This window comes from Shewanella sp. 125m-7 (assembly GCF_052977045.1).
Window position 1 is genome coordinate 67,015 of the sequence record NZ_JBRILQ010000015.1, and the last position, 14,274, is coordinate 81,288.

Annotated in this window: 9 protein-coding genes; 1 reads left to right on the top strand and 8 read right to left on the bottom strand. The window is 44.4% G+C overall.

Annotated elements, in window-relative coordinates:
- Positions 1–21: 21 nt before the first annotated feature.
- From ACVBIL_RS09320 to ACVBIL_RS09345, 6 genes are all read right to left on the bottom strand, one after another.
- Complete coding sequence (locus ACVBIL_RS09320) at positions 22–465, bottom strand: hypothetical protein (RefSeq protein ID WP_447166702.1); 444 nt, start codon at positions 463–465, stop codon at positions 22–24.
- Positions 466–567: 102 nt separating this feature from the next.
- A complete protein-coding gene (locus ACVBIL_RS09325) occupies positions 568–948 on the bottom strand; it encodes a DUF2750 domain-containing protein (RefSeq protein ID WP_447166703.1) in 381 nt (126 codons plus the stop codon).
- A gap of 136 nt (positions 949–1,084) precedes the next feature.
- The gene (gene aqpZ, locus ACVBIL_RS09330) at positions 1,085–1,780 is read right to left on the bottom strand and encodes an aquaporin Z (RefSeq protein ID WP_447166704.1); all 696 of its coding nucleotides are present in this window, start codon (positions 1,778–1,780) and stop codon (positions 1,085–1,087) included.
- A gap of 176 nt (positions 1,781–1,956) precedes the next feature.
- On the bottom strand, positions 1,957–3,369 hold the full coding sequence (locus ACVBIL_RS09335) for an alkaline phosphatase (protein WP_447166705.1): 1,413 nt from the start codon (positions 3,367–3,369) through the stop codon (positions 1,957–1,959).
- A 216-nt stretch (positions 3,370–3,585) separates the two neighbouring features.
- Complete coding sequence (locus ACVBIL_RS09340; protein WP_447166706.1) at positions 3,586–6,108, bottom strand: prolyl oligopeptidase family serine peptidase; 2,523 nt, start codon at positions 6,106–6,108, stop codon at positions 3,586–3,588.
- 165 nt (positions 6,109–6,273) lie between these two features.
- Positions 6,274–9,057 (bottom strand): TonB-dependent receptor domain-containing protein, encoded by a 2,784-nt coding sequence (locus ACVBIL_RS09345; protein WP_447166707.1) that lies wholly within the window; start codon positions 9,055–9,057, stop codon positions 6,274–6,276.
- 352 nt (positions 9,058–9,409) lie between these two features.
- Here ACVBIL_RS09345 and ACVBIL_RS09350 point away from each other — a divergent pair, with 352 nt between their 5' ends.
- The gene (locus ACVBIL_RS09350; protein ID WP_447166708.1) at positions 9,410–11,572 is read left to right on the top strand and encodes a winged helix-turn-helix domain-containing protein; all 2,163 of its coding nucleotides are present in this window, start codon (positions 9,410–9,412) and stop codon (positions 11,570–11,572) included.
- A gap of 53 nt (positions 11,573–11,625) precedes the next feature.
- On the opposite strand, the gene ACVBIL_RS09355 is transcribed toward ACVBIL_RS09350, so the two are convergent.
- Positions 11,626–12,735 (bottom strand): anhydro-N-acetylmuramic acid kinase, encoded by a 1,110-nt coding sequence (locus ACVBIL_RS09355; RefSeq protein WP_447166709.1) that lies wholly within the window; start codon positions 12,733–12,735, stop codon positions 11,626–11,628.
- Positions 12,736–12,783: 48 nt separating this feature from the next.
- Positions 12,784–14,199, bottom strand: coding sequence for a peptidoglycan DD-metalloendopeptidase family protein (locus ACVBIL_RS09360; RefSeq protein ID WP_447166710.1), 1,416 nt, complete (start codon positions 14,197–14,199; stop codon positions 12,784–12,786).
- Between the last annotated feature and the right edge of the window lie 75 nt (positions 14,200–14,274).

The following is a 14,274-nucleotide window of genomic DNA, read 5'->3' on the forward strand; positions in this document are numbered from 1 at the left end:
TCATTTTTATATCTGTAAGCGTTAACGCATAATGTTGAGGTTCAGTTCTCGATTAAAGTAATGCCCAACCTTACGGGTAAATGCAATCCATACCTGTACGATAGCCAGTAAAATTAAAAAACTAAATACAATCCAGTCTGGGATATTGGCTTTTACGCTGCCGATAGCAAAACTCGATGCCTCTGAGACTGCGAGGTTGTCAGGATCGTAAAGCACTAAAGGCAGTATGCTGACAACGATGAGTTGCAAAGCGGTGTATACCCGCAACATGATGAGTCCAGCCTTTTGTTTGCCTATGATGGCGAGCACCATAAACAATGTCAGAATACAAAAAAGCACGCCTTGCTTGGCAAGCAAGCCGCTGACAGATATCACCACTAAAAAAATAAGTAAGGCGATAAGACGTTTAGGCATAGCGATGTTACAGGATGTATTGGGCTCTGTGGCTGGCTTGTTAGTATCCACTTTTTATTCTCTTCTTATAATTTTTTATTTTACAGTGTCGCAAGCAGAACGCTAAATGACGGCTAGAGCGAGTGCGCTAGCCGTTATCAATCATAGCAGTGATTAGTGGCGCTTTTTAGGTGTTAGACGTTCTTCAAGTTCGTGTGGTGGGATGACAACACCCAAATCATCTTGTACTGGGAAAATAGCAACGAAGAGGTCGTCGTCTTGCATACCAGGAACCCAACGCTCCAACCACTCGTCAACAGGGATCGCTAATGCTTGGCAATCTTGCCAGTCATCAACAGCCCAAAGTGCTGCCGCTTCTTCTGTTGGCCACATAGGAATACAGTCTTCCTCTTCAGTGGTAAGCATTACGCAGCCGTCTAAATCTTGTAATGACCATAAAGTTTTGTGTTCTTTAGCTTGCTCGACTAGGTAGTCGTAGCGAGATTCAGGAGTCATTTCAGTAATTTGTTTAAGGCTTTTGTTTTTGTTGCTCATGGTTCACATCTCTTAATTTAAATGAAGCGAGCCTTGAAACATAAAGAACGCGCCGATTAAAACGGATAATAGCACCTAGCAGAGTATTGAAAAAGAAAACAGAGCCGAATAAGGCTCTGTTTATTGATATTGGCGATTAATCTTTGGCATCGAAGATTTTGTAAATCATTCCGGCAAGAATAGCACCAATAATGGGCGCTAGCCAAAACATCCAAAGCTGAGATATCGCCCAATCACCAACAAATAGCGCAGGTGCAGTACTCCGCGCTGGGTTTACCGAGGTATTAGTCACTGGAATACTGATTAAGTGGATCAGGGTGAGTCCAAGGCCAATGGCGATGGGAGCAAATCCTTTAGGTGCACGCGAGTCTGTAGCGCCAAGGATGATCAGTAAGAAAAACAGTGTCATCACGATTTCACAAATCAGCGCAGCGGTTAAACTATAGCCACCGGGTGAATGCTCGCCATAACCGTTAGCGGCAAAACCTGCCGATAGGCTGAAGCCATCTTGACCTGAGGCGATAAGATACAAAATACCTGCGCCAGCGATACCCCCGGCAACTTGGGCAATAATATAGGGGGGTAATTCAGAGGCTGGAAAGCGCCCTCCAGCCCATAAACCAACTGATACAGCAGGATTTAAGTGACAGCCAGAAATATGACCAATGGCAAATGCCATGGTGAGTACCGTCAAACCGAATGCGAATGCGACTCCCATAAAACCAATACCAAGTTCTGGAAACGCCGCGGCTAAGACGGCACTACCACAACCCCCTAAAACAAGCCAAAGTGTGCCGAGAAACTCGGCAGTCATTTTTTGAGTCATATTCATATAACGGTTCCTTGTGTTTTAATCGGTAAGTTATTGCAGTAAATAGCTTACCGAATTTTAAAATAAGACCTTGTTACTTTACGTTCCCCTAAATAAGGCGTTAAGTAAATAGCTAACAGTTGAGTTTATTATCAGCCTCTGTAAATCTACTTATCAATTAATGCGTCTAAGGCCTGCTAATTAACTTTGTAGCGCTCATCTTGCACCATCTGAATAAGCGTGGCGGCAATCTCGGTATTGTCTTTATGACCCCTAAAGTACAGCGCACCTTTACCGTAAGCATAAACGGGGACATCGATTGCGTCATGACCGCCAGTCGTCCACCCAGTATAGGTCAACTTATCAATAGCTTGCTTAAGATCATCAGTGATTTGTTTCTCGGCTTTATGCTGAGATAGCCGAGAATTTGGCTTCCAACGCAATCCATCTAGTTTTTTATCTTTTATATCGATACTAATATGCGGGTGTAAAAAAGCGCTAAATGCGCCTCGGTCGTTTAACACTTCAGGCGAGTCAAGGATAAGCTTGGCAATGGTACTTGGCAAACTATGGACTTGATGCAGTAGCTGGCCTTGCCATTGGTAGGTGCCGTCTAGACCTAACGTCAGGCCACCCGTTGAGTGATCTGCGGTCGCGACGAGTAACGTATCTGGGTGAGCATCAACATAGCGTTTAACTAGAGCTAATGTTTTGGCAAAGTCATCCATTTCACTCATTGCACAGGCAATATCGTTGCTATGACCACACCAATCGATTTGACTTGCTTCTACCATCATCACAAAGGGGGCATCTTGGTTAGACAAGAGCCCCAACGCTTTGTGTGTCATGGTGGTGAGCCTATGTGGATCGTCACTTTCTATCGCTGCGGGTAAGCCTTTGGGGGCAAATAGCCCTAATGCTGGCAGTTTTTCGAGTGAGTTCAAGTCACTTAATTCATTGATATATTGGTAGCCATACTCCTCAAACTCTTGAGTAAGGTTCTTGTCTTCACGCACAAAGTACTGAGTACCGCCGCCTAGCATCAGATCGGCAACAGGCCTCTTATCGATAAGATTACTCAAATAGCTGTCGGCTATCTGGTCGTAGTTGCGTCGGCTTTCATTATGAGCCAGAAAGCTCGCTGGGGTTGCGTGATTAATTTGCGAGGTGACCACTATCGCTGTTGTTTTTCCTTGAGATTTTGCCAGCTCTAAAATAGTCGGCAACGCGCCACGTTGATCATCAACTGCTATTGCACCATTGTAGGTTTTATAGCTGGTCGCGAGTGCTGTAGCCGCGGCAGCTGAGTCGGTGACATAGGTATCATCATCTGGATAAGTACTCGACATGCCAACAAGTAATTCATCGAAAATGGTTCTTTCAACACGCTTGGTTTGGAGGTTATCACTATAGTAGCGGTAAGCTGAGGTATAGGCGGGCCCCATACCATCACCAATTAGATAGATAATATTCTTAGGCAAGTATTCTGCGGCGATGATTGGAGAAAATGGATTATCGGTTTGTGCCAAGGTGACAGAGCTGACGAGGCTACAACAGAAAAGACCTGAACAAATGGCTGATAAACGTAAAACTCTATTTAAGCTAGTCATGATGAGACGTTCCTAAATTTAAAGTAGATGGACGACTAAATCTGTTTATGGTTTGAACGAGTCGCTCACCGCCTTGATAATACCCATCACATATTTAGTTCGATGGGTATAAATGCCAAGGCTGATAAGCAAATAGCGACTTTTTATGATCTGCGCCGAGGGCAAGCATGTTGCTTGAACGCTGGCACAGCCTGTTAGTTAATTAGCGGTTCAACCTCAGTGAAACGTCACTTGTGTTTGAGGTGGAACCTGCCGATTAAGCGCCTCACTTCCTCGCGCTAAATCGTTATTCTTAAGGTATTGTTCAAGCCAGCTTTCTTGCTCCCAAAGCATGTGCATGATCGACTCTTTAGCCTTATAATTATGGCTTTCATAGGGGAGGGTGACTAAGCGAGCTTGGCCACCAAGTCCGCGGATTGCTTTGAATAGCCTTGCCGATTGCATAGGGTAAGTGCCTGAGTTTGAATCCATTTCTCCATGCATCAGTAATAGTGGTTCATCGATTTTATCGGCATGGGTAAAAGGTGACATCTGCTGGTATAGGCTTGGCGCTTCCCAGAAGTTACGTTTCTCATGCTGGAAGCCAAATGGCGTTAGTGTGCGGTTATAGGCACCACTTCGGGCGATACCAGCAGCGAATAAGTCCGAATGTGCAAGCAGGTTTGCCACCATAAAGGCGCCATAAGAGTGACCGCCGATAGCAACCCGCTCCCTGTCGGCAACGCCCATCCCCACCAAGGTATCAATGGCGGCGCTCGCGTTGGCCACTAATTGGTGGCGAAAGCTGTCATTAGGCTTGTCTTTTCCTTCCCCTACAATAGGCATGGCAACTTTGTCAAAAATCGCGAAGCCATTGGCAACGAATGGTATCGGGCCTTTAGCGCTAATGTAGTTGTATTGATTGGGTGAGTAATTGACCTGGCTGGCGACTTCAGCATTTTTATATTCACGGGGGTAAGCCCACATTAATACTGGTAAAGGGCCATCTTGTTTTGAATAGTTGGCAGGTAAATAAAGCACGCCAGACAGAGGAAGTCCGTCATCACGAGTGTAATTAACCAGTTGTCTGCTCATACCCTGATAGGCGTTGAGCTTATCTTGGTTTTGATAGAGTAACTGTTCGTGGCCCGTGTCGACATTCAACATCACTAAGTGCGATGGGGTATCGGCTGCTTGTCTGCTGATAATCAAGGTTAACGGATTAAGCTTGATGATGTATTTGATCGTTTCTAACTGCTCGGGTGACGAACGCCACAGTATTGTTGAACCATCAATTGCCAACGATGTTTTATTTTTGTTTAACGGCAAGGATTTTAAAAATGGCTGGTACCCCAGATCCGAAGCGCCTAAACCGTAATGTAACAGTTGGTTATTATCAAACTTGATGATATTGCCCAGTCTTTTTCCATTGATTTCAGCGGGTTGTCGATATAATTTTCCTGGATCTTTATAGCTATCGCGAATGGCTTTTTGGTACCAAAGTGCGAGAGTTTTATCACTCGTGGTTGAGGTATCTAACAAGCTGACTCGCATCTGTTTCTTGTCTGATTGACGCTCAGTGATCAATGCTTTGTTAAGCTCTCCCCATTGCACTTGGCTAATGCGCCATGGCGTTTGGGTTAATTGTATTGGTTGTTGAGTAAAAGGTGCTTCAAGCTGTAATAGCTCATCGCGATAAGCTACTTTAATGCGGCTATCGCCTTTATCTAAGGCTTTTACAAAGGCGATAGTGCTCGGCTTATCGCTGCGCCAGTGGATCATGCGTGGGCCTTTCCTGACAGAGTCACTTCCCGGTGGGCGATACTCGCTGCTCTCTAATTGAGCGAGGGTTTGCAGCATTTTGCCTGAGCGATGAAACAGCTCAACACTTTGGGCAAAATCATAATATTTCACCATATAAGAGAAAGGCGCGGCGATGCGTGTCACGAGCAGGTATTGATCATCAGGTGACAAGCTGTAGCTAATATTGATAGCAGGTTTGCCTATCGGAGTCATATCTCCATTAAGGGCGATAAAACTCAGTTGGCTGGTGGTTAATGCTGAAAATTCGGCTTCATCTTGTGGGTTTTTTAACAGATCTTGGTAGGTTCGCCTCGGTGCTTTTTGCCCAGAGGTTTCGCTTATGTTTGGCGCGATAGGCGTGTGTTCTGATTCTAACAAGGAGGCTGTGACAGCTAAGTTAGTAAACACTCCCTTACTGTCATTTTGCCAGATGTACTTAAGCCCTAAAGTGGCATTGAGGCGCTGACTCGTTAGCTTGTGGCTGTGGCCATTTTTGATGTCGTAAAGATAGATATTCGCGCCGGCTTGAGTAAGGCCAATGTAGCTTAAGTATCGACTATCAGGAGAAAAGCTAACATTAGCGGCCTGTATCCCCTTGGGTAAATTGATGTTAACAGGCTTTGTTGCCGCATCGCTCTTACCAATATTGATAAGCTCAATCGCTAAATAGCTATATTTAATACGACTAGGAGTCAGTAATGCGGGCGAAACTCTCAGGCCTGCGAGCTTACGTTCACTGTGTGATAAGGCTTGAATCGATAGGTGTTTTTTTGGCGTCAGTACGGCGAGCCACTGTTTGTCTGGTGATAAGCGAGTACTTACATTTTTAGTTTGCTCAACCACATTTTGCAGTGCCTGACTCGGTAATTGATAGCTATTGCTCAACGCATTTGAACTGAATAATAGCAGGCTGCAAATGGCTATCAGGGCATTCATTAAGAGCGGGTTTAGAGACATTCTTATCTCCTGATAATAGGGATAGTGGCGATGTTCGTGGCGATAAAGATAAGCGCCCAACATTGGGCGCTTATTTCTCGTCATAAAAGGGAGGTTTACGTCCAAACAACCTGAATACACAACTTCAAGTCGTTTGGGTAACTACTTGTTTATATATCTACGAGATTAAAACTTCTGAGAGTAACCGATGAACAGACTACGACCAGTATTTGAATAACTGCTGTTGTCATCTTCATAGAAAGGCCAGTCATTATGCTTGTCGTTACGCTCATCGTACAAAGGTGGCATTTCATCTGTTAGGTTTTTAACTCCTGCCGTGAATTGACCTTCCCAAGGTGCGTAGTAGCTCAAGGTAATGTTGACGACTTGATAAGCATCTAGCGTGTCAGTGTAATCATCTTCCTCATACTCTTCGCCATCGGCATCGATAAGGGTGAAGGTGTCAGTTCCTTTTGCTTCACCAGTGTAGTAGTAAGCAACCGTTGCGCTGAAGTCTTCATAATTCCAACTTAGGCTCGCATTACCTTTCCACTTAGGGAAGTAATCGGTCTCTGTTTGCTCTTCAATTTCGCTATCGACGCGCTCTTGGTACTCTTTCTTAATTAGGTAAGAGGCAGCAACTTTAAATTTAAAATCACCAATAGCAGTTTCTGGGAATTGGTAGTTAAAGCTAGTATCAATACCTTCAGATGCCTCATAAGCACTGTTGATTGGACCTTTACGCATACAAGAGATGTTCTCAATATCATCATCATCGAGTTCTGTTAGGTAACCGACAACATCCATTTGGTCACAGCTAGTGTAGTTGCCTGTTTGCTTATACTTGGCTTCGTCGTCTAACATCTCATCGGTTGAGATCGTTTTTACTGCTCCATCAAGTTCGATGTTCCACCAGTCAACCGTGATGTCTGCATTGTCGGTTATGTTGGCTACAATACCAAAGTTCCAGTATTCACCCTTTTCCTCTTCAAGGTTGACATTACCTGAGCTTATGCTGCTGTAATTATCTTCATAGACCTCATCTGGAATGGTTGGATGCGGGTATGAGGTAGAACCGTAAGCTCGAGTGAGGCCTGCGTATAAACGGTGCATGTCTGGTGCTCTAAAGCTCTTACCCCAGTTGGCACGAACCATGACTTCATCAATCGGACGGTATGAAAGTCCAACTTGTGGTGTGGTTGCGCCGCCTACATCTGAATCATCTAAATATTGGTCGTAACGCAGTGCTGCAGATAGGTCTAGAGACCTAACCCCCGTCATATTAGCCAGTAGTGGGATCTGTAACTCACCCGCTACAGCGACGCGGTCACGGTCACCCTTACCACCAGTACCACCCATACCGATTAAACCGCCGCTCGATGTCACTTCATCTAGCGTATCTTCATAGCTTTCTCGCGCCCACTCTGCAGTCGTTGCAAAGCCTGCGGTTCCGGCTGGTAGCTCCATCAAGTCACCGGTAAATACAGCTTGGAACTGGTGCATACTTGAGTCTGAATTCTTAGTTGAGTCAGCAATAAGCATGTTAGCTTGATCTGTCGTCATTTGACTGTTCGGGTACCACTTTGATGGGTCTGCATCATTGGGATCGAATGTGACAATGTCTAGCAGTGCATCGGCTTTCACCATATGATGATTTTGTTTCTCGTACTTGTTGTAACTGCTCGACCATGAAAGATCTAACTCATATTCACCAATCGTACCGTCAGCGCCAAACGAGATAGCTGCTTTAGTATTTTGGGTATCGTAGGTTCGAGGGCCGTCAAACTCTTCCATTCTACGTGCTAGATAAAAGCGGTTATCATCTTCAAACTCATATTTGTCATAGCTTAGTGCGCCAGTCGCTTCGTCTTGATAAATACTAGTACCGAAGCCTTTTTCATCTTTATACTTAGTCGCTTCTTTATATGATGCGTTGACCATACCGTAAAGCTGCCAATCATCGTTTAAGTCGTAAGTGGAGTTAAGCACTAAGTTGAAACGGTCATAAGCTGATTTTAGGCCGCGGTCAGCATACTTATCGTAGTAACAACCATATTTATACGTGGGCCTGTAAATGCCTTTATCACCAAATAACTCACCACATTGCTGCTCGTCGAGGTTAACGTACTTATCGTCGTGATAAACTTTACTGTAATCGGTAATTCTTGAAGACCAACTTGAAGGCGTGGCATCGCCATAAGGGCCTGCACCCCAGGTAAGGTCTCCATCTTCATTTTCATAATATGCAGGGCTGTATAGGTCATCACGCTGATAAGTTTGAATTGACTCTACTTTTTTGTATTCGACAATTAATATTGTTTGGCTCTTATCGGTATTAAAGCCCTGCAGGTAAGACAGATCGAGTTCCTCACCGCCACCTTGAGTCGGGTCATTATATTTAGCTGAAACTTTCGCGCCTTCGTACTCTTTTTTCAGAATAATATTGACTACACCACCAACGGCATCAGAGCCATAAATTGCCGATGCACCACCGGTTAGAATTTCGATGCGTTCTACTGCTGCTGTAGGAATGTCTGATACATCAACAAAGTTTGAGGTGCCACCTGCAGCGCTTGGGAAAGAGGCTTGACGGCGGCTGTTGATAAGAACCAAGGTTCTGTTGGCACCCATACCACGTAGGTTAACTGAGCTAGCGCTGTCTGTGAAACCATCGCTCTCACCATTAAGAGAACCCCCCGTGTTAGCGACAGATGATTGCAGTACTTCAGCAATAGAGTTAAGACCGCTGTTGGCAATGTCGTCGGCTGTAATAACAGTAACAGGCAGGACACCTTCGAAGTCGGCACGTTTAATACGTGAGCCTGTCACCTCAATTTTTTCCATCTCTTGTTCTGCTGCTTTCTTATCTGCGGCTTCAGCTGCAAATAAGGTTGAAGGGGTTAGCGCAGCCATACTGATGGCTAAGCTTAATGCTGATAGTTTCATCTTAGGTTTCATCTTAGATTTCATTGATTGCAGTCCTTATTTTTATAATTTTCCCAAACACGTTAATCATTTTTTGTAAAATCTCAGATGATTTAAACGCGTCATTCCAGGGATGAATACTGTCGATTTTCCAATTTATCTACTGCTGGTTATCAACTGCAATCATTTGTAATTAATTTGTAAGTGAGCGGCAATCGATGTTGGGTCGTTTATTTGTTGTTTATATGTCTATTTAAACTCTATTGTTTTTACTTTCACTGGCTTAGTGTGTATTTTGGTGCTGTTGCTATCGCAATATCTATGTTGAATAGATGTGAATTTTAGGTCGGGTTTGAGATTGTTGATGACAGAAATATGAGCGGTAGCAGGAGTATTAATGAGAGAAATAAAAAAAGAGGCCATTTTTAGATTAGGACTTTGTGAGGTTAACCCTAGCGATAACAGTCTTAATTTTTTTGATGCTGCATTGACTGACGAACCTTCAAACAAAGTCTCCATTCAGCCAAAATTTATTGAAGTATTAAGCTATCTTGCTCGGCAATACCCTAAGGTCGTGACTCGAGAGGAGCTAATAGACAATATTTGGGAAGGTAATAGCTATGTGGGCAGTAAAGCATTAACTAACGCTATCTGGCACCTACGTAAACAACTAAATCAACAACTAAGCCAAGGCCGTGATGGTGAGCAAGTCATCGAAACGGTACGAAAAATGGGGTACCGCTTACTGCTTGAACCTCAATTTAACGATGCTGACTTAGTTGATGAACCAGACCTATTTCAGCAGGCTCAACTGAAGATTACTCGGTTAACTTTGTTCAATCGAAGGCTAGCACTTGTCGGTGGGCTAGCCTTAGCGTTAATTTCACTATCTTGGGTTTATCATTTATATCAAGACAGTATTCGCTACGTGCCTACTTTGAAGCAAAATCTAACGACTGTTGCGGGATCTGAGTTATATCCAGCGGTATCTCCCGATGGGCGTTGGCTGGTTTATGGCAGTCGTGGTAATAACAAATTCGCCAGCCTTTATCTTATCGATCTGCAAAACCCCAGTGAAACCCCGAAACGATTGACTTCAACGAAAACCGCTGAGATCAGAGCCGTTTGGAGCTCTGATGGTGGCATGCTGTATTACGGCTCAGAGCATCGCAGTGAGGATAAGTGTTATTTGACTCAGCTTAACTTAGACAGTAATGAAGCTCGTAAGCTGGGAGATTGTTACACTTATAGCTCGGCGATTGATATTGCACCTGATGGCAGTCGCCTTGTGTATATCTGGGATGGAGGGGAGGGATTCGGTTCAGGTCTTTATGAGTTGTCTCTGACCAGTGAGGACGCTGAGCCTAAACGCTTATCTTGTATGGAAAATTGCAATTATCGCGACCGAGACGTGGCCTTTAGTCCTGATGGTAACTGGTTAGCGGTTGCGCGCCGTTTTGGTAATATTTCTGAAGATATTTTTATTGTACATGCCAAAACGGGAGAAGAGCAGAGGCTAACATTTGGCTTAGAAGATATTAGAGGTTTGAGCTGGCACCAAGATAGTGAACGGCTGATCTTTAGCACCGAAAACTCAGGGGTGAGAAATGGTTATATTGTTGGTATAGACGATAAACATATTAAGTCGCTTGATGTAGAAGGCTTAAGTTATCCACGATCAATTCCCGATAGTGACGAGTTAGTTTACTCTAACTACATGCGTGTCTATCAGGTCGCCTCTTTTGCTCTTGAACAATCGATTCCAACAGCAACATTTCCACTTTTACAAGTTGAATACAGCTATCGTAATCCTGATTACTCACCCATCACTAAGCGTATTGTCTATGTGTCGAATGAAACTGGCTTTAACGAGATCTGGAGCAGCGACGCAGACGGTAATCAAAGGCGGCAACATACAGACCTCAAGCGCCGCGTGGCTTATCCTAGCTGGTCCCATGATGGCACTAAGGTGGCATTTCTTGCACCTGACGATAAAAATGAAGGCAATAAAATTCACGTATTGGATATGCAAACGGCGAACATCAGTATTCTTGCTACGCCTTATTTAGATCATAATCGGCCAAGTTGGGGCTGGAATGACGATATGGTATTAGCAAGTAGTAAAGACGGTATCACTGAGTTTTATCTTGATAATCGCTTACCTAAAGTGCTTAGCCCTATCGATATGCGCCTAGGTAAGATGATAGCGGAAGATAAATTAGTTTTTACCCAGCTTGGGAAAAACGGCCTGTGGATGTTGTCGCTGACAAATCCTGGTGAGTTAAAAGAGCTGATCAGTGCCAATCATTTCGGAGAAGGCTATAACTGGGTCGCGACCGATAAAGGGGTTTATTTTAGAAAGAGTCGCAGTGGATTTCAGCTGATTAACTTTTGGCGCTTTAATACAGGGCTTATTACGCCTATTTTAAAGTTACCATCGGGTAGTATTCCCCGCTCAGGCGCTATGACCTATATTGCAGGACGTAATAGCCTGCTGATGACTTTATCCCAAAATTATAAACGTGATGTGATAAGGCTGCAGCATAAGCTGTTGTACTAGCTTTTACTGCAGCAAGGTTATACCCATCACATCTTTAGTACGATTGGTATTCGTTAATCTGCTGGGTAGAAAGAGCCTAAGATAGCTTCTCTTGACGCCCCTGTGACCGCAGGTAAATTGCCCGGTAAGCCCTGGTGGTGTCTCATTGCTAGCCAAGCAAAGGCGATCCCTTCAACCCATTGCGGATCCATGCCAAGCTCTGAGGTCGTGACCACTTTATAGTTGGGTAACAGCTTACGTAGACGGTGCATTAGCTCGCAGTTATAAGCGCCGCCACCACAGACATACATCTCGCCATTGGTCGATAGTTTAAGCGCATCATTGGCGATGCTGTAACAGGTCAGATCGAGTAACGTCGATTGAATGTCAGCTTCAGTTAAATAGCCAAACTCAGAAAGTTGTTGTTCGGCCCAAGCTTGGTTAAACAGCTCTCTACCCGTACTCTTTGGCGCTTCGAGTGCGAAGTAGGGGTGAGACAGTAGATGTTGCAGCATTTGTTGGTCGGTAGTGCCAGATTTTGCCCATTCGCCGTCTTTATCATAAGGCTGACCGAGTTGATGCTGGATCCAAGCATCGCTTAAACCATTGCCCGGGCCCGTATCAAAACCAGTCACATCCTCAGTGTTACCAGGAAGGTATGTGACATTAGCAATACCGCCAATATTGAGAATAATACGCTGGTGGTTGGGGCTGGCAAATACATGTTGATGAAAAGCGGGCACTAAAGGCGCGCCTTGACCACCAAGAGCCACATCTTTGCGTCTAAAGTCGGCAATAACGTTAATCCCGGTTTCAACCGCGATAGTATTTGGATCGGCTATTTGCAGGGTAAAACCCATCTCTAGATTAGGCATGTGGCGCACTGTTTGGCCATGGCTACCAATCGCAATGACTTGCGACTTATCAACCTTAGCTTTTTCCAGTAGTGCATTTGTGGCCTTGGCAAATAGCTTACCTATGCTGCGATCTAGATGACCAAGACGGTTTATTTCATCATTACCGGGTAGGCAAAGCTTTTGCAGGCTGGCTAACAAAGCGGGTGGCAGTGCTTCGGTGTGAGATTCAACTAAGGTTGGTTGTTGGGTTTCAAAGTTAACTAGAACCGCATCAACCCCGTCCATACTGGTACCTGACATCAGGCCTACGTAATAACTATTATTCATGGTATTGGACCTATAAGCTAACGGGTGCTAAGCGAGTAAACCGCAGCGCTAATGCGCTGCAATCTGTACCTGTTTGTTGTGTTCAAGTTCGGCCATCATGGTTTTACTTAACTGAGCAAACTGGGACTTTTCTTTCCTCGCGATAGGCTCCGACTTTGGCAGCTTAATGGTGCGAGGGTTTCGGTGAACCCCATTCACAATGAACTCATAGTGTAAGTGAGGCCCTGTGACTCGGCCAGTCGAACCTAAAGTACCAATAATTTGCCCTTGCTTAACTGACTGACCGGTTTTTACTTTGCGTTTGGTCAAGTGCAGGTATTTGGTGGTATAGGTGTCATTATGTTTAATAAACACATAGTTACCATTGTATTGGTTATAGCTCGATTTGATTACGCGGCCATTACCCGCAGCCTTAATAGGGGTACCTACTGCCGCAACGTAATCGACACCGCGGTGAGCTTTAACTTGGCCCGTCACTGGATGTAGACGGCGTGGATTAAAGCTTGAGCTTACGTATTTAAAATCAACGGGTGAGCGCAGGAAGGCTTTACGCATGCTGCGGCCTTCTTCTGAGTAATAGTTACCATCTTTATAGCGAACCGCAGTATAACGATCGCCTTGGTTGGTAAATTCAGCCGCGAGAATATTGCCGTTCTTTAAGAATTCACCATTGGCATATTCTTCTTCAAATATCATCGCAAATTGATCGCCTTTACGCAGATCTAAGGCAAAGTCGACATCCCAGCCAAAAATAGTGGCTAATTGCATGATTTGATTTGGCGTAAGTCCTGCGTTAACTCCGGCATTCCAGAAGTTATTCTCAATGGTTGCACTGGCAAATTTAGAGCGGGCTTCCACTTTTTTAGTAACAATGTGCTCTTTATAGCCGTTTGCACTTTTATCAACGATTAAGCTAGTAATTTTATCGAGATGATACCTAAGCTGAACCAATTTACCGTCTTCATCTTTAGCAATAACTAAATTGTCGCCGGGCATGATTTTAAGTAGATTCTTTTTAGCTTTAGGGAGTTGGGTGACATCATAGACATCTTTTGCCGTTAACCCAGCGCGCTCAAAAAGTGCTGCTAAGGTATCACCGCTTTTAACTTGAAAGCGTTTTTCATTTAATGTTGGCGTAGCAGGTGTTGGAGTGACGGGTTTTTCTGACGCCTGTGCGAGCGGTTGTGTTTTTAGCTGTTCGAGACTCTCTAGGCGAGTGTTATTACGCTCAGTCGGGCTTGAGTCGCTCATCGATGCCGATGGCGGCGTGGGCTTTCTAAAAGCTAACGGCACGTCATAACGAGTATTAACGTCATATTCACCATTTGCTGACGGTGTTTGTTTAGAAGCTTGCGCATCATCTGATGGCATAAAAATAATAATTACTGTGACAAAAACTAAACCGCACAAGAGCATTTGATGTAATTTTGGCAGTAATTTAAATAAAGTTATAACCTTTCCCATTGACCTTGATACCAAATTAGCCCTTTCTTAGTGATCCCTTTAGTGTACACACTTTCATTTGTGCTTGCTAACAAG

Coding starts and splice junctions, on each gene's coding strand:
- ACVBIL_RS09345 (WP_447166707.1), bottom strand. CDS start 9,057: ATGAAATCTAAGATGAAACCTAAGATGAAACTATCAGCATTAAGCTTA.
- ACVBIL_RS09355 (WP_447166709.1), bottom strand. CDS start 12,735: ATGAATAATAGTTATTACGTAGGCCTGATGTCAGGTACCAGTATGGAC.
- ACVBIL_RS09325 (WP_447166703.1), bottom strand. CDS start 948: ATGAGCAACAAAAACAAAAGCCTTAAACAAATTACTGAAATGACTCCT.
- ACVBIL_RS09340 (WP_447166706.1), bottom strand. CDS start 6,108: ATGTCTCTAAACCCGCTCTTAATGAATGCCCTGATAGCCATTTGCAGC.
- ACVBIL_RS09360 (WP_447166710.1), bottom strand. CDS start 14,199: ATGGGAAAGGTTATAACTTTATTTAAATTACTGCCAAAATTACATCAA.
- ACVBIL_RS09350 (WP_447166708.1), top strand. CDS start 9,410: ATGAGAGAAATAAAAAAAGAGGCCATTTTTAGATTAGGACTTTGTGAG.
- ACVBIL_RS09335 (WP_447166705.1), bottom strand. CDS start 3,369: ATGACTAGCTTAAATAGAGTTTTACGTTTATCAGCCATTTGTTCAGGT.
- aqpZ (WP_447166704.1), bottom strand. CDS start 1,780: ATGAATATGACTCAAAAAATGACTGCCGAGTTTCTCGGCACACTTTGG.